Source organism: Streptomyces sp. NPDC026246 (assembly GCF_055567995.1).
Window position 1 is genome coordinate 149,889 of the sequence record NZ_JBVHPJ010000014.1, and the last position, 16,334, is coordinate 166,222.

The window sequence follows — 16,334 nt, forward strand, 5'->3', positions numbered from 1 at the left end:
AGACTTAGCAGTGTCTGGCCGGACGCGCGCCCGCGCATGCCCTGAACGCACCTGTGTGGGGTGTCGGGAGCGAGCGGCCAAGGCCGAACTGCTGCGGATCGTGGCGATCGAGGGTGAGTGCGTCCCCGATCATCGCGGTACGCTGCCCGGCCGGGGTGCGTACGTTCACCCCGCGACGGTCTGTCTCGACCAGGCGGTACGCCGCCGGGCGTTCACGAGGGCACTGCGCGCCCCGGGAGCGCTCGACACAAAGGCGTTGCGCCACCACGTCGAGCAGACGACAGTTGCCGAGCAGGCAACACCGTAAGACGTGCCGTACGGAACCCCGTGCGGCTAGGTACCTCGCGAGTCGAAAGCAGGTCGAGATTGCGATGAGCACTCGATGAGTACGCGATGAGTACGCCCATGAACTAGCGACGGTCCGGACGCAACCCGGACCTCAAAGGAGCGAAGTGGCTAAGGTCCGGGTCTACGAACTCGCCAAGGAGTTCGGTGTCGAGAGCAAGGTCGTCATGGCCAAGCTCCAGGAACTCGGTGAATTCGTCCGTTCGGCGTCTTCGACCATCGAAGCGCCCGTTGTACGCAAACTGACGGACGCCCTCCAGCAGGGCAACGGCGGCGGCAAGTCCGCCCCCGCCCGCAAGGCTGCCCCGGCGAAGCCGGCAGCCCCCTCCCCGGCGCAGGCAGCCCGTCCGGCCGCCCCGCGCCCGCCGGCGCCCAAGCCGGCCGCCGCCGAGAAGCCCGCGGCCCCCGCCGCACCGGCCTCTCCCGGCCCCCGTCCCACCCCGGGCCCGAAGCCCGCGCCGCGGCCCGCCCCGGCGTCCCCGGCTCCGGCCGCGCCCGAGTTCACCGCGCCGCCGTCGGCCCCCGCCGCTCCGGCCCAGGGCTCCGGCCCGCGTCCGGGCGCCCAGCGTCCGGCCGGCCAGTCGCCGCGTCCGGGTGCTCCGCGTCCGGCCGGTTCCGGCCAGGGCGGCCAGGGCCGCGGTGAGCGTCCCGGCGCTCCGCGTCCGGGTGGCGGCGCCCCGCGTCCCGGTGCCCGTCCGGCGGGTCCCCGTCCGGGCAACAACCCCTTCACCTCCGGCGGCTCCACCGGCATGGCGCGCCCGCAGGCGCCCCGTCCCGGCGGCGCCCCGCGTCCGGGCGGCCCCGGTGCCCCCGGCGGCGCCCCGCGCCCGCAGGGCCAGGGCCAGGGCGGTCCCCGTCCCCAGGGTGCGGCGGGCGGTCCCCGTCCGCAGGCCCCGGGTGGCGCGCGTCCGACCCCGGGCGGCATGCCCCGTCCGCAGGGCGGTCCGCGTCCCGGCGGCGGTCCCGGCGGCCCGCGTCCGAACCCCGGCATGATGCCGCAGCGTCCGGCTGCCGGCCCGCGTCCCGGCGGCGGTGGCCCCGGCGGCCGCGGTCCCGGCGGCGGCGGTCGTCCCGGTGGCGGCGGCGGTCGTCCGGGTGGCGGCGGTTTCGCCGGCCGTCCCGGCGGTGGCGGCGGCGGTTTCGCCGGCCGTCCCGGTGGCGGCGGTGGCGGTGGCGGCTTCGCCGGTCGTCCGGGTGGTCCCGGCGGCGGTGGCCGTCCCGGCTTCGGTGGCCGTCCCGGCGGTCCCGGCGGCCGTGGTGGCACGCAGGGTGCGTTCGGCCGTCCCGGCGGTCCGGCGCGTCGTGGCCGCAAGTCGAAGCGGCAGAGGCGCCAGGAGTACGAGGCCATGCAGGCCCCGTCGGTCGGCGGTGTGATGCTGCCTCGCGGCAACGGCGAGACCATTCGCCTGTCGCGCGGTGCCTCGCTCACCGACTTCGCCGAGAAGATCAACGCCAACCCGGCGTCGCTCGTCGCGGTCATGATGAACCTCGGCGAGATGGTCACGGCCACGCAGTCCGTCTCCGACGAGACGCTGCAGCTCCTCGCCGACGAGATGAACTACACGGTTCAGATCGTCAGCCCCGAGGAGGAGGACCGCGAGCTGCTCGAATCCTTCGACCTGGAGTTCGGCGAGGACGAGGGCACCGAGGAAGACCTCGTGGTCCGTCCGCCGGTCGTGACCGTCATGGGTCACGTCGACCACGGTAAGACGCGACTGCTCGACGCCATCCGCAAGACGAACGTCATCGCGGGCGAGGCCGGCGGCATCACCCAGCACATCGGTGCCTATCAGGTCGCGACCGAGGTCAACGAGGAAGAGCGCAAGATCACCTTCATCGACACCCCGGGTCACGAGGCGTTCACCGCCATGCGTGCCCGTGGTGCGAGGTCGACCGACATCGCGATCCTGGTGGTCGCGGCCAACGACGGTGTCATGCCGCAGACGGTCGAGGCGCTCAACCACGCCAAGGCGGCCGACGTCCCGATCGTCGTCGCGGTCAACAAGATCGACGTCGAGGGCGCCGACCCGACCAAGGTGCGCGGTCAGCTCACCGAGTACGGGCTGGTGGCCGAGGAGTACGGCGGCGACACCATGTTCGTCGACATCTCCGCCAAGCAGGGTCTGCACATCGACTCCCTGCTGGAGGCCGTGATCCTCACGGCGGACGCCTCGCTCGACCTGCGGGCCAACCCGCACCAGGACGCGCAGGGCATCTCGATCGAGTCCCGCCTCGACCGCGGCCGTGGCGCCGTGTCGACGGTCCTCGTCCAGCGAGGCACCCTGCGGGTCGGCGACACCATGGTGGTCGGCGACGCGTACGGCCGCGTCCGGGCGATGCACGACGACAACGGCAACAGCGTCGCCGAGGCAGGTCCCTCGACGCCGGTGCAGGTCCTGGGTCTGACCAACGTCCCGGGTGCCGGCGACAACTTCATCGTGGTGGACGAGGACCGTACGGCCCGTCAGATCGCGGAGAAGCGCGCCGCCCGCGAGCGCAACGCGGCCTTCGCCAAGCGCACGCGCCGCGTCTCGCTCGAGGACCTGGACAAGGTGCTCAAGGCCGGCGAGGTCCAGCAGCTCAACCTCATCATCAAGGGTGACGCTTCCGGGTCCGTCGAGGCCCTGGAGTCCTCCCTGCTCCAGCTGGACGTCGGCGAAGAGGTCGACATCCGCGTCCTGCACCGCGGTGTCGGTGCGGTCACGGAGTCCGACATCGACCTGGCCATGGGCTCGGACGCCATCGTCATCGGCTTCAACGTCCGCGCCGCCGGACGTGCCCAGCAGATGGCGGAGCGCGAGGGCGTGGACGTCCGGTACTACTCGGTCATCTACCAGGCGATCGAGGAGATCGAGGCGGCCCTCAAGGGCATGCTCAAGCCGGAGTACGAAGAGGTCGAGCTCGGTACGGCGGAGATCCGCGAGGTCTTCAAGTCGTCCAAGCTGGGCAACATCGCGGGTGTTCTCATCCGCTCCGGCGAGGTCAAGCGGAACACCAAGGCCCGCCTCATCCGCGACGGCAAGGTGGTCGCGGAGAACCTCAACATCGAGGGCCTGCGTCGCTTCAAGGACGACGTCACCGAGATCCGCGAAGGGTTCGAGGGCGGTATCAACCTCGGCAACTTCAACGACATCAAGGTCGACGACGTCATCGCGACGTACGAGATGCGCGAGAAGCCGCGGGCGTAACGCCCACGGTGTCCTGACCGGCCGACGCGGCACCGCCGCGTCGGCCGGCTGGCCGTTGGGGCGGTGTGCGCACCGGAAAAACCCGATCGAGCCCCCGGCCCGTTCGCGGTAACGTTCCTGGTGTTCCTGCCGTCCCGACAGCGCAGGACCATCCGATCCCGTACCGGCGGGTCATCCGGACACACATGTACGTGGGGACTCTGTCCTTCGACCTGCTTCTCGGCGACGTACGGTCGCTGAAGGAGAAGCGCTCCGTCGTCCGCCCCATCGTCGCCGAGCTCCAGCGCAAGTACGCGGTGAGCGCGGCCGAGGTGGACCACATGGACCTCCATCGCAGAGCCGCCATCGGCCTCGCGCTGGTGTCCGGGGACGCGGGGCACCTCAGCGACGTGCTCGACCGGTGCGAACGGCTGGTGGCCGGGCACCCCGAGGTGGAGTTGCTGTCCGTCAGGCGGCGCTTCCACGGCGAAGACGACTGACGAACCGAGAACGAACCGGACAGGAAAGAACGGGAGACGGACCAGTGGCCGACAACGCGCGGGCTAAGAGGCTGGCGGACCTCATCCGAGAGGTGGTGGCCCAGAAGCTGCAGCGCGGGATCAAGGACCCGCGGCTCGGCTCGCACGTCACCATCACGGACACCCGGGTCACGGGTGACCTCAGGGAGGCGACCGTCTTCTACACGGTGTACGGGGACGACGAGGAGCGCGCGGCGGCCGCCGCCGGCCTGGAGAGCGCCAAGGGCGTCCTGCGCTCCGAGGTCGGCCGGGCCGCCGGTGTGAAGTTCACGCCCACCCTCACCTTCGTCATGGACGCCCTCCCGGACACCGCCCGCAACATCGAGGACCTCCTCGACAAGGCGCGCCAGTCCGACGAGAAGGTGCGCGAGGCGTCCGCCGGGGCGAAGTACGCCGGTGGAGCGGACCCGTACCGCAAGCCGGACGAGGACGACGAGACGGACGACACCGCCGAATGACCCAGAAGCACACCACGCCCGACGGCCTCGTCATCGTCGACAAGCCGTCGGGCTTCACCTCGCACGACGTGGTCGCCAAGATGCGCGGCATCGCCCGGACGCGACGCGTCGGGCACGCCGGCACCCTGGACCCGATGGCCACGGGCGTCCTCGTCCTCGGCGTCGAGAAGGCCACCAAGCTCCTCGGCCACCTCGCGCTGACCGAGAAGGAGTACCTGGGCACCATCCGGCTCGGGCAGAACACCCTCACCGACGACGCCGAGGGGGAGATCACCTCCTCCACCGACGCCTCCGGCATCACCCGCGAGGCCGTCGACGCCGGCATCGCCGAGCTGACCGGCGACATCATGCAGGTGCCGTCCAAGGTCAGCGCCATCAAGATCGACGGCGTGCGGTCGTACAAGCGCGCCCGGGAGGGCGAGGAGTTCGAGATCCCCGCCCGTCCCGTGCGGGTGTCCTCCTTCGGCGTGCACGACGTGCGGGACGCCGTCGCGGAGGACGGCACGCCCGTGCTCGACCTGGTCGTCTCGGTCGTCTGCTCCTCCGGCACCTACATCCGGGCCCTGGCCCGCGACCTGGGCGGCGGACTCGGCGTCGGGGGGCACCTCACCGCCCTGCGCCGCACCCGCGTCGGCCCCTACAAGCTGGACGCCGCGCGCACGCTCGACCAGCTCCAGCAGGAGCTGACCGTGATGCCGGTGGCCGAGGCCGCCGCGGCGGCCTTCCCGCGCTGGGACGTCGACGCCCGGCGCGCCAAGCTGCTCGGCAACGGCGTGCGGCTGGAGATGCCGGACGAGTACGCCGGCCGCGGTCCCGTCGCCGTCTTCGATCCGGAGGGCCGCTTCCTCGTCCTCGTCGAGGAGCAGCGCGGCAAGGCCAGGAGCCTGGCCGCCTTCGGCTGACGGCCGCCGGGGGGCGCCCGTCCGTGGAGCGGCGGCCACGGGGTACCTCCACCTCCGCCGCTCCACGGTCCCCCCTCGGTTCCCCCACCCCTAGGGTGTATCCACCCGCCCTCCTCCATTCACCCGTCCGTGCCAGCGCTCGGAGTGAATCGGGGGAGCGGAAGGGGGCGCTTTCGCAAGGTGATCTGTCCCGCCGATCTTCGCCGCCCTACTGTCGAACACAAGGGCACGGGTGTACGGCGGGGAGGCTCGGACGATGGCGTCGCGAAACCGGTCCCGGGAGGCGGAGGACGGCTCACGGGACTGCCGGGAGCAGCCCGGCGCAGCCGGGCACGGCGACCGGGCGTTCCCTCGGAACGCCCTGGTCCGCATCCACGACCTCGCCGGCCGCCCCCGCGGCATCGGCTTCCTGGCCGACCACCACGGCACGCTGATCACCAGCCACGAGGCCGTCGACGGCCTGCCCCGGCTCGTCCTGCACGGCGCCGGCGACCGCCGCCGGGTCGTCGACGCCGACGCCGTCACACCGCTGCCCGCACTGGACCTCGCCCTGGTGCACACCGAAGGGCTCGGGGTGCCGCCGCTGCCCGTCACCGTACGGGAGGAGATCGACACAGGCGCCTACGTGCACATCCCCGCCGGGGGCTGGCGCGAGGCCCGGGTCCTGGGCCTCACCCCCGTGACGTACGCGGCGACCGACCGCTTCCACCGGCTGGACGGCGCCCTGGAGCTCGCCGTCGGGACGGCGGGGCGCGACGCGCTGCGCCTCGGCGGCGGGGCGGCCGGCGGCCCGGTCCTCGACGCCGCCACCGGAGCCGTGGTCGGCGTGCTCGGCACCGCCCTCAGCTCCGGCCACAGCGAGGTGGGGTTCGCCGTGCCGCTGCATGCCCGGGTCGCCGACCGGGCGGGACCGCTCGGCGCGCTCCTCGCCGAGAACACCGCGACGGTGCCCGCCTACGGCGCCGACCTCAACCTGGCCGGTGTGCTGGCCCTGACGAGCACCTGCGTGGACCTGGACGGCCCGCCCGGCGGCACCGGTGTCCCCGATCCCGTCGAACGGCCCGATATCGCCGCCGCGTTCGGCGCCTTCACGGCCGGGGAGACGGCCGTCCTCGGGCTCGTCGGGCCGCCCGGCAGCGGCCGGACCACGGAACTCGCCGCGCTCGCCGCCCGCCGCCGGGCCGACCGGCACCCTACGCTCTGGCTGCGCGGCAGCGACCTGGACGCCGAGGACACCTCGGTCGCGGAGGCCGCCCGCCGGGCGCTCGCCCGCTCCGCCCCGGTCCTGGCCGCGGCCCGGGACCCGCTCCCGGCCGACCCGGCCGACGCCACACCCGAACGGCTCGCCCGGCTCGCCGCCGGACTCGGCCGGCCCCTCCTGCTGGTGCTCGACGACCCCCAGGAGATGCCGCCCGCCCTGACCCGCCGGGCGGCCGGCTGGGCGGAGGCGACGGTGCGGTGGCTGCGCGACACCGGGGCGCGGCTCGTGGTCGCCTGCCGGGAGGAGTACTGGGAGCAGGCCGCACCCCTGCTGGACTCGCCCGGGTGCGTCCGCCTCGGCGACCTCACCGAGGCGCAGGCCCGCGAGGCCCGCCTGCGCCTCGGCATTCCGGACGGAGCCCTCGCCGCGGCCGACGCCCGGCACCCCCTGACCCTGCGGCTGCTCGCCGAGGTCCACGGCGCCCTGCCCGGCGCCCCGGACCTCACCGGGGCCGCCCTCGACCGGCACGAGGTCCTCACCGCCCACCTCGACCTGATGTCCCTGCGCGTCGCCACCCGCCTGGCCGCTTCCGAGGGGCTGCACGGCACCGCGGTGCGCCGGCTGGCCGCGCGGGTCGCCGGGCAGGTGCACGAGGCGGCCCGGCGCAGCCTCGGCCCCGGCGCCGGTGACCTGGACCGGGAGGCGTTCGAGGAGGTGTTCCCCTGGGGGGCCGCGTCCGACCGGCCCGGCGGCAGCGGCTGGGCGCCGGCCGTGCTCGCCGAGGGCCTGCTGGTCCCCGCCGGATCCGGTTACCGCTTCGCCCACGAGGAGGTCGCCGACTGGCTCCAGGGCCTGCACCTCGACCTCGACGAAGCGCTGCACGCCCTCGTCCACCGGGGTGGGCAGGCGACGCCCGGCCCGGTCCCGCACCACCGCGCCGGACCCGTTGTCCAGGCGCTGCTGCACCTGGCCCGGCAGCACGGCGGCGACCGGCTCGCCTCCCGGCTGGCCGACCTGGTGCACGCCCTGGACGCCGATCCGGGCTCCTGGTGGGCCGCCCGGCTCCTCACCGGCACGCTCGCGGCCGTGCCCGACGCGACGCCGTACACCGAGGTGCTGCGGCTGCTCGCCGACCGGATCGTGGCCTGGCGGCGCCAGGAGCGGCCGCTGCCCGCGGAGGCCGGTCCCGCCTTCTGGACCGGCCTGCGGCTGCCGCAGGACGTGCGGTGTGCCCTGCTCCGCCGGCTGGTGCACGCCGACGGCCCGCCGTGCGAGGCCGGACCGCGGTTCCTCGACGCCGTGGCCGCGCTGCTCGAAGCCGACCCGATCGCCGTGCAGCCGCAGCTCACCCGCTGGTTCGACGACGAACAGCCGCTGCCCGCCACCCCGCACGCGACCGTCGCCACGGCCGCCCAGGCCCTGCTGCACACCCACCGCCACCGCGCCCCGGACGAACTGACGGACGTCCTCGCCGACCGCGGCCACCGGCGGGCCGACGAACTGCTCGCCGTCCTGGCCGAGGAGGAACCCTCGGCGATCTGCCGGGCCGTCGAGCGATGGGCCTGCGACGAACGGCCCGAACGCAGGATCGCCGCGGTCGAGCACGGCCTGCGCGTCGCACCCCGGGCCGGCAAGGCGGGCGACCGCGCCCTGCTGCGCTTCACCGCCCTCACCCTCCTCGCCCGCCCCGCGGACGCCGCCCTGCACGGCGCCGCCCTCGCCCTGCTCGTGCAGGACCCTCAGACCAGACCCCGCCATCTGCCCCGGGCACTGGAGCACTTCGCCGCGGGCGACCCCCGGTTCCCGCCGGACGCGCTGACCGGTGCCCTGGCGAGCCACCCCGAGCCGGTGCTCGACGCCTTCGCCCGGCGGCTGGAGCGCCCCGGCGCCGAGGAACCGCTGCGAGCCCTGGCCGACGCCACCCCGCCCGGCCTCGCCCACCGGGTCGCCGCCCTCCTCGGGGAAGCCGCCGAAGGACGCCCGGACCTCGCCGGGCCGATCGCCGCGTGCGTGGACCGGCGGCTCGACCGCGGCGCCGCCGCCAGGGCCGTGCTCCTGCCCCTGGTCACCGGCCTGCTGGAGACCGGCGGCGTACGGCTGCGCTGCGCCCTGGCCGCCGTCCTCACCCCACCCGGCATCCCCGCCTCCCGGCCGCTGCGCCGAGAGCTGCGCGACGCGCTCCTCGCCCGCGAGCAGGACACCGACGTCCTCGACGCGCTGCTGCACGCGGCGGCCCGGGACGCGGGCGAGGACCTGCGCGACCTCGCCCACCGGATCGGCCTGCGCCTGGCCCGCACCCCGCACGGCGCCACCCGCTTCGACCGCGCCCTGGTCGACCTCGGCCGGCACGTGCCGGGTTTCGCCGCACGCGTGGCGGGCTGGCTCACCGACGAGCCGGGGGAGTGGGCCGCCCTGGTCGGACCCAGTGCGCGCCGCACGATCGAGAGCCTGGCAGGCCTGCGCGTGCCCGCCTGAGCGGCGAACCGGTCACCGGGACGTGTGGTCGAGCCGTGCCCCCGGTCACAGCGCCCATGCCGATGCGGGCAGGAGGCACCCGGCATGGCACCCTTAGACCTGCGCACGAGGCAATCACGAACGACCGACCGACACGGGTTCGACGAGCTTTCGACAAGGAGCAGGCACAGTGCAGCGCTGGCGTGGCTTGGAGGACATCCCCCAGGACTGGGGGCGCAGCGTCGTCACCATCGGCTCCTACGACGGAGTCCACCGCGGACACCAGCTGATCATCCGGCATGCCGTCGACCGGGCCCGGGAGCTCGGCGTGCCCGCCGTCGTCGTCACCTTCGACCCGCACCCCAGCGAGGTCGTGCGCCCCGGCAGCCACCCCCCGCTCCTCGCCCCCCATCACCGCCGTGCCGAACTCATGGCCGACCTGGGCGTGGACGCGGTGCTCATCCTCCCCTTCACCACCGAGTTCTCGAAGCTGTCGCCGGCCGACTTCGTCGTCAAGGTGCTCGTCGACAAGCTGCACGCCCGGGCCGTCGTCGAGGGCCCCAACTTCCGCTTCGGTCACAAGGCCGCGGGCAACGTGGAGTTCCTGGCCACCCAGGGCAAGACCTACGACTTCGAGGTCGAGGTCGTCGACCTGTACGTGACGGGTGAGGCGGGCGGCGGCGAGCCGTTCTCCTCCACGCTGACCCGGCGCCTGGTCGCCGAGGGCGACGTCCGGGGCGCCGCGGAGATCCTCGGCCGTCCGCACCGGGTCGAGGGCGTCGTCGTCCGGGGCGCCCAGCGCGGACGCGAGCTCGGCTTCCCCACCGCGAACGTCGAGACGCTGCCCCACAGCGCGATCCCGGCCGACGGCGTGTACGCCGGCTGGCTGCACGCCCAGGGCGAGGCCATGCCCGCGGCCATCTCCGTCGGCACCAACCCCCAGTTCGAGGGCACCGAGCGGACGGTGGAGGCGTACGCCATCGACCGTGTGGGGCTCGACCTGTACGGGCTGCACGTCGCGGTCGACTTCCTGGCGTTCGTGCGGGGGCAGGCCACGTTCGACACGCTGGACGCCCTGCTCGAGCAGATGGGGCAGGACGTGCAGAGGTGCCGGGAGCTGGTGGCGGCCGAAGAGGCCGGCCCGTCCGCTTGAGGGCCGTCCACGGGTCCGTGCCGGCCTGGCCGCGCCGGCCCCCGCGCCCCTAGAGGGACGTCGCCCAGTGACAGGCGACCTGCGGCTGCCCGCCGCCGCCCAGCACCTCCGGGTCCCGGCCCCGGCACGCGTCCGACACGCCCGCTCGGTCCGCCTCGCCGCTCGCCAGGATCTGGCAGCGGGCGTGGAAGCGGCAGCCCGGCGGGACACGTGAGGGGTCCGGAGGTTCCCCCGTGAGCACCACCGGGTCGCCCGGGGCCTCCGGGAGGACGGACAGCAGGGCCTGGGTGTAGGGGTGCCGGGGGGCCGTCAGGACCTGCTCCACCGGGCCCGTCTCCACGATCCGGCCCAGGTACATCACCGCGACCCGGTCGGCGATGTTCCACGCCAGGCCCAGGTCGTGCGTCACGACCAGGGCGGACAGGCCGAGTTCGGTGCGCAGGCGCAGCAGCAGGGAGAGGATCTCGCCGCGCACGGAGGCGTCGAGGGAGGCCACCGGCTCGTCGGCGACCAGGAGTTCGGGCTGGAGGACCAGCGCGCCCGCGATGACCACGCGCTGGCGCTGCCCGCCGGACAGTTCGTGCGGGTAGCGCAGGAAGAAGCGCTCCGGGGGCCGCAGGCCGGCGCGGGAGAGCGCCTCGGCGACCGCCGCGCGCTCGTCGCCGCCGTGGCCGTGGATGCGCAGGCCCTCGGCGACCGCGTCGTACACCGTGTGCCGCGGGTTGAGGGAGCCGCTCGGGTCCTGCAGCACGAGCTGGACGCGCTTGCGGTAGGCCTTCAGGGAGCGTCCCGTGTACTGCAGCGGGCGGCCGTCGAAGGAGACCTGCCCCGACGTCGGCTCGACGAGGCCCAGCAGGCTCCGGGCCAGGGTCGTCTTGCCGCAGCCGGACTCGCCGACCAGCGCGACGATCTCGCCGGGCCGGATGTCCAGGTCGACGCCGTCCACCGCGCGTGCCGGGGGGCCGCCGTGCCGGCCGGGGAAGGTGACGTACAGGTTCCGGGCGCTCAGCAGGGGTGCCGTGGTGACCCCGGGGTCCGTGGGGGAGAGGGTCATGGTGTGCCGGGCCTCGCTTCCTCCAGGGCTTCGGGATCCCCGGCCGGTTCGCCGGGCGCTCCCGGGGACCGCCCAGTGCGGCCGTCGGACCGCTCCTGGCCGGTCGCCGCTTCCGACGGGCCGGCCAGCACACAGGCCGCCGTGCGGTCGGGAGCCGTCTCGCGCAGCGCCGGGTCCTGCTCGGTGCAGGAGTCCAGTGCCACGGGGCAGCGCGGATGGAACGTGCACCCCGACGGCAGCGCGGCCGGGTCGGGCGGGTCACCCGCCAGACCCCGGGGCGCGAACCGGGACGCGGGGTCGCCGATCCGCGGGAAGGCGGCCGACAGGGCCCGGGCGTAGGGGTGCCGGGCGTCCGCGTACACCCGGGCGGCCGGGCCCTCCTCGACCACGCGGCCCGCGTACATCACCGCGAGCCGGTCGCAGGTGTCGGCCAGGACCGCCAGGTCGTGGCTGATCATGATCAGGCCGAGGTCCTGGTCCGCGACCGACTGCTCGATGAGGCGCAGGATCTGCGCCTGGATCATCACGTCCAGGGCGGTGGTCGGCTCGTCGGCGATGACCAGCCGCGGGTCGCACGCCAGCGCCATGGCGATCATCACGCGCTGGCGCTGGCCGCCGGACAGCTCGTGCGGGTAGGCGTGGGCGCGGGCCGCGGGCAGGCCGACCTGCTCCAGCAGCTCGCCGGCCCGCTTCTTCGCCCCGGCCGGCGTGGCCTTGCGGTGCAGCAGGATCGGCTCGGCGATCTGGTCGCCGACGCGGTGCACGGCGTTCAGGGAGTGCATCGCGCCCTGGAAGACGACCGAGGCGCCGGCCCAGCGGACCGCCCGCACCCGGCCCCACTTCATGGTCAGCACGTCCTCGCCGTCGAGGAGCACCTCCCCGGTGATGCGGGTGCCCGCGGGCAGCAGCCGCAGCAGGGCCAGCGCCAGCGTGGACTTGCCGCAGCCCGACTCACCGGCGATGCCGAGCTTGCGGCCGGCCTCCAGGCGCAGGTCCACCCCGCGCACGGCGGCCGCCCCGCCCGGATACGTGACCGTCAGGTTCCTGACGTCGAGCAGACTCAACGCGACACCCCCAGCCTGGGGTTGAGGACGGACTCCACGGCCCGCCCGCACAGTGTGAAGGCCAGCGCCACCACGGCGATGGCGATGCCGGGAGGCACCAGGTACCACCAGTCGCCCGCGCTGACCGCGCCCGCCTCGCGGGCGTCCTGCAGCAGGCCGCCCCACGAGACGACCGTCGGATCGCCCAGGCCGAGGAAGGCGAGGGTCGCCTCGGCGAGGATGGCCGAGGAGATGATGAGGGTCGTCTGGGCCAGCACCAGCGGCATCACGTTGGGCAGGACGTGCCGGGACATGACGTGCCGGTGTCCGCCGCCGAGCGCCCTCGCCCGCTCGATGTAGGGCCGGGTCTCCACCGCCAGGGTCTGCGCCCGCACCAGGCGGGCCGTGGTCGGCCAGGTGGTGACGCCGATCGCGACGACGGTCGTGGTGAGCGAGCGGGACATCACGGTCGCCAGGGCGATCGCCAGCACCAGCGTCGGCATGACCAGGAACCAGTCGGTGATCCGCATCATCACCGTCGCGTACCAGCCCTTGAAGTGCCCGGCCGTCACGCCGATCAGCGTGCCGATGGCCACCGACAGCACGGCCGCGAGCAGCCCGACCAGCAGCGACACCCGCGAGCCCCAGACCACCAGGCCCAGCAGGTCCCGCCCGAACTGGTCCGTGCCCAGGGGGAACGCGGTGCTCGGGCTCTGCATCGGACGCCCCGGGGCCTGCGTCACGCTGCTCACGTCGGAGCCGACGAACAGCGGCGCGAACAGGGCCAGCAGCGCGCACAGCGTCAGCACGGCCAGCCCGTACAGGCCCGCTCTCTCGGCACGGTAGCTCCGCCAGAAGCGGGCTGCGGAGGCCCGCCGGCGCTGCCGGGCGAGGGCGCGCGGGTCCGGAGCCGGTTCGGTCGTCGTCATCGGGCCACCCGGGGGTCCAGCAGGGGATAGACCAGGTCGGCGAGGGTGTTCATCACGATCACCGCGGCGGCGAACACGAAGAACAGACCCTGCACCAGAGGCAGGTCGGGCACGCTCAGCGCCTGGTAGAACAGCCCGCCGAGACCCGGCCAGGAGAACACCGTCTCCACCAGGATCACGCCCGCCACCGTCCGGCCCAGGTTGATGAAGATCAGGGTCACGGTCGGCAGCAGCGCGTTCGGTACGGCGTGCCGGCGGCGCACGAGGTCGTCGCGCAGGCCCTTGGCCCGTGCGGTCGTCAGGTAGTCGCTGCCCATCTCGTCCAGCAGCGCGGACCGGGTGACCAGCAGCGTCTGCCCGTACTCCACGGCCACCAGCGTCACCACCGGCAGCACCAGGTGGTGGGCCACGTCGAGGACGTACGCGAAGCCCTCCTCGCCGCCCGACTCCATGCCTCCGGTGGGGAACATGCCGGGGATCGGCCCGATGCCCACCGACAGCACGATGATCAGCAGCAGCCCGAGCCAGAAGGACGGGATGGAGTACAGCGTCAGGGCCAGACCGGTGTTGATCCGGTCGCCGGTCCCGCCGCGCCGCCAGGCCGAGCGGGTGCCCAGGAAGATCCCGAGCGCCGTGTACAGGACGAAGGCGGTCACCGTCAGCAGCAGCGTGTTCGGCAGCGCCTCGGTGATCTTGTCGACGACGGGGGTGCGGAACTGGTACGACGTCCCGAAGTCGCCGGTGAGCGCCTTGCCGCAGTAGTCGGTGAACTGCCGCCACAGCGGCAGGTCGAGCCCGAACTCCGCACGGTAAGCGGCCAGTTGCTCGGCGGACACCTGACGGCCGCCCGTCATGGTCTTCACCGGGTCGCCCGGGATCAGCCGGAAGAGGAAGAAGCTGGTCACGAGGACGGCCAGCAGCGAGACCAGCGCACCGGCCACCTTGCCGGCCAGGTACCGCGGGTACGCCGAGCCCTTGCGCACCCGCGGCCCGGCCGCCGTCTGTCCGTCCTCGACCAGCGCGGGAGTCGCGTCAGCGGTCATGAGTGCCCGTTCGCCCGTCTACTCGCGGTCCTCGGCGGTGGCCCGCCGGCGCATCGCCGCGAAACCGCCGAGCGCGGCGAGGACCACCACACCCGCGACGATCGCGACCACGACACCCGTGGAGGACGCGTTGTCCGAGGACCCGCCCGCATCGGCCGGGACCGCCGACCACCAGCTCCAGTAGCCGTCCTGGCCGTAGATGTTCCCCGCCTTCGCCGGCATCGTCGTGATCGACTCGATCTGGTCCGTCCGGTAGGCCTCGACCGCGTTCGGATACGCCATGACGTTCATGTACCCGAGGTCGTACAGCCGCGACTCCATCTGCTGGACGATGTCCGCCCGTTTGGCGGGGTCGTACTCGGCGAGCTGCCGGGCGTAGAGCTCGTCGTACTTCTTGTCGCAGATGAAGTTGTCCGTCGCGCCGGTGTCCTTCGGGGTCGCGGGGAGCGCGCCGCAGGTGTGGATCGAGAGCACGAAGTCCGGGTCGGGGTTGACGGACCAGCCGTCGAAGGCCAGGTCGTACTTGCCGGCGAGCCAGGGGTCGGTCACGTTGTCCAGGCAGTCGAGCCGGACGCCGATGCCGAGGTCGCCCCACCACTCCTGGAGGTACTTGCCGACCGCCTTGTCGTTCGGGTCGGTGGCGTGGCACAGGACGCGGTAGGTGAGGGGCTTGCCGTCCTTGCCGACGCGTTTGCCGTCGCCGTTCTTCTTGTAGCCCGCCTCGTCGAGCAGCCGGGCCGCCTTCGCCGGGTCGTACGCGAGCTTCTGGTCCGCGGACGGCTTCCAGAAGTAGTCCTGGAAGCGGGGCGGGATGTACCCCTCGCCCTCGACCGCGTGGCCGCGGAACACCTTGTCGATGACGGCCTCGCGGTCGACCGCCATGAACAGGGCGTTGCGCACCCGCTGGTCGAGCAGGGACGGGTGGCCGTCGCCGAACTTCTCGCCGTTCTTCGCCCGGGCGCCCGGGTTGGTGGCCAGGGCGTAGAAGCGGCGGCCGGGGGCGTCGTTGACCTGGATGTTCTCCGCGCCCTTGAGCGACTCCGCCTGAGCGGGCGTCAGGGACGGCGACCCGGCGACGAAGGACACCTCGCCCTTGCGCAGCGCGGACACGGCCGCGTCCTGGTCCTTGTAGTAGCGGAACACCAGTTCGTCGAACTTCGGCGCCCCGCGCCAGAAGTCCTTGTTGGCCTTCAGCCGTACGTAGCTGTCGGCCTTGTACCCGGTCAGCACGAACGGGCCGTTGCCGACGACGGGGAAGGTCTTGTCGTTGTTGAACTCGGAGAAGTCGGCGACCTTCTCCCACACGTGCTTCGGCACGATCGGGACGTCCAGCGCCGTCATCGTGGCCTGCGGCTTCTTCAGCTCGATGACCAGCTTCGTGGGGCTCGGGGCGGTCACCTTGCGGAAATTGCCCACGTAGCTGCCGTTGGCCGTGGCGGCGCCGTCGTCGGTCATCATCTTGTTGAACGTCCACGCCGCGTCCTCGGCGGTGGCCCGCTCACCGTCGGACCACTTCGAGTTCGAGCGGATCGTGTACGTCCAGGTCAGCTTGTCCGGCGAGGGCTCCCACTTGGCGGCCAGGCCCGGAATGGCCTGGTTGTCCTTGGGGTCGTAGCTGGTCAGGTACTCGTACATGAGCCGGTGGATGCTCGTGCTGAGCAGCCGGACCGCGAGGAACGGGCTGAGCGAGTCCACGCTCTGCGCCACCGCGACGGTCAGCACCTGCTTGCCGTCGTCGGCCGCCCGCGCCTGCTGGGGAGCCGGGTCGAGCGGGGTTGCGAGACCGGCAGTGAGGGTGAGCGCGGCCGCCCCGGCGACGGCGACGAGCCGGAGGCCGCGCGGGAGGCTGCGTTTCTGATCGTTCGTGCCCATGGACGGACCTCGCGTCATCGCTCGGACGGGAAGGACGGGTTGATCAGCTGTCAGAGGGTTGATGTGTGTGTATCAGCGGCCGTCTCCGCCCGTCAACGGCGCGTTCACCCCTTGTGGCCTGCGGAAATAACGAATTGGCGAGTGTTTCGCGCCCATTGGTCGAGACCACTGACG

12 protein-coding genes are annotated in these 16,334 nt (G+C 73.4%); 7 read left to right on the forward strand and 5 right to left on the reverse strand.

All coding sequences use genetic code 11. The features are described 5' to 3' along the window. The first annotated feature begins 10 nt into the window (after positions 1 to 10). The 7 genes from ACZ4M5_RS29455 to ACZ4M5_RS29485 all read left to right on the forward strand — a co-directional run bounded on the left by ACZ4M5_RS29455 (position 11) and on the right by ACZ4M5_RS29485 (position 10,219). Entirely contained in the window at positions 11 to 307 is a 297-nt protein-coding gene (locus ACZ4M5_RS29455) for a YlxR family protein (protein ID WP_467741183.1), read from the forward strand. Between the two features lie 145 nt (positions 308 to 452). Continuing rightward, positions 453 to 3,533: a translation initiation factor IF-2 gene (infB, locus tag ACZ4M5_RS29460; protein ID WP_467741185.1), complete on the forward strand. Its 3,081-nt coding sequence runs from the start codon at positions 453 to 455 to the stop codon at positions 3,531 to 3,533. A 185-nt stretch (positions 3,534 to 3,718) separates the two neighbouring features. After that, on the forward strand, positions 3,719 to 4,012 hold the full coding sequence (locus ACZ4M5_RS29465) for a DUF503 domain-containing protein (protein WP_369193440.1): 294 nt from the start codon (positions 3,719 to 3,721) through the stop codon (positions 4,010 to 4,012). 44 nt (positions 4,013 to 4,056) lie between these two features. Continuing rightward, positions 4,057 to 4,509 carry a 30S ribosome-binding factor RbfA gene (gene rbfA / locus ACZ4M5_RS29470; RefSeq protein WP_467741187.1) on the forward strand — a complete coding sequence of 151 codons (453 nt, stop codon included), beginning with the start codon at positions 4,057 to 4,059 and terminating at the stop codon, positions 4,507 to 4,509. Then, positions 4,506 to 5,411 (forward strand): tRNA pseudouridine(55) synthase TruB, encoded by a 906-nt coding sequence (gene truB / locus ACZ4M5_RS29475; protein ID WP_467741189.1) that lies wholly within the window; start codon positions 4,506 to 4,508, stop codon positions 5,409 to 5,411. The genes rbfA and truB overlap by 4 nt, the downstream gene beginning before the upstream one ends. 256 nt (positions 5,412 to 5,667) lie before the next feature. Continuing rightward, positions 5,668 to 9,087 carry a trypsin-like peptidase domain-containing protein gene (locus ACZ4M5_RS29480; RefSeq protein WP_467741191.1) on the forward strand — a complete coding sequence of 1,140 codons (3,420 nt, stop codon included), beginning with the start codon at positions 5,668 to 5,670 and terminating at the stop codon, positions 9,085 to 9,087. A gap of 169 nt (positions 9,088 to 9,256) precedes the next feature. After that, positions 9,257 to 10,219 carry a bifunctional riboflavin kinase/FAD synthetase gene (locus ACZ4M5_RS29485; RefSeq protein ID WP_467741193.1) on the forward strand — a complete coding sequence of 321 codons (963 nt, stop codon included), beginning with the start codon at positions 9,257 to 9,259 and terminating at the stop codon, positions 10,217 to 10,219. Between the two features lie 49 nt (positions 10,220 to 10,268). On the opposite strand, the gene ACZ4M5_RS29490 is transcribed toward ACZ4M5_RS29485, so the two are convergent. Genes ACZ4M5_RS29490 through ACZ4M5_RS29510 form a run of 5 tightly spaced genes read right to left on the reverse strand, consistent with a single transcriptional unit; the run spans position 10,269 to position 16,160 of the window. Further along, on the reverse strand, positions 10,269 to 11,273 hold the full coding sequence (locus tag ACZ4M5_RS29490; protein WP_467741195.1) for an ABC transporter ATP-binding protein: 1,005 nt from the start codon (positions 11,271 to 11,273) through the stop codon (positions 10,269 to 10,271). After that, on the reverse strand, positions 11,270 to 12,337 hold the full coding sequence (locus ACZ4M5_RS29495) for an ABC transporter ATP-binding protein (RefSeq protein ID WP_467741197.1): 1,068 nt from the start codon (positions 12,335 to 12,337) through the stop codon (positions 11,270 to 11,272). The genes ACZ4M5_RS29490 and ACZ4M5_RS29495 overlap by 4 nt, the downstream gene beginning before the upstream one ends. Next, a complete protein-coding gene (locus ACZ4M5_RS29500) occupies positions 12,334 to 13,245 on the reverse strand; it encodes an ABC transporter permease (protein WP_467741199.1) in 912 nt (303 codons plus the stop codon). The genes ACZ4M5_RS29495 and ACZ4M5_RS29500 overlap by 4 nt, the downstream gene beginning before the upstream one ends. Then, positions 13,242 to 14,288, reverse strand: a complete 1,047-nt coding sequence (locus ACZ4M5_RS29505) for an ABC transporter permease (RefSeq protein ID WP_467741201.1) — start codon at positions 14,286 to 14,288, stop codon at positions 13,242 to 13,244. Before ACZ4M5_RS29505 ends, ACZ4M5_RS29500 begins: the two co-directional genes overlap by 4 nt. Before the next feature lie 18 nt (positions 14,289 to 14,306). After that, positions 14,307 to 16,160, reverse strand: coding sequence for an ABC transporter substrate-binding protein (locus ACZ4M5_RS29510; RefSeq protein ID WP_467741203.1), 1,854 nt, complete (start codon positions 16,158 to 16,160; stop codon positions 14,307 to 14,309). Between the last annotated feature and the right edge of the window lie 174 nt (positions 16,161 to 16,334).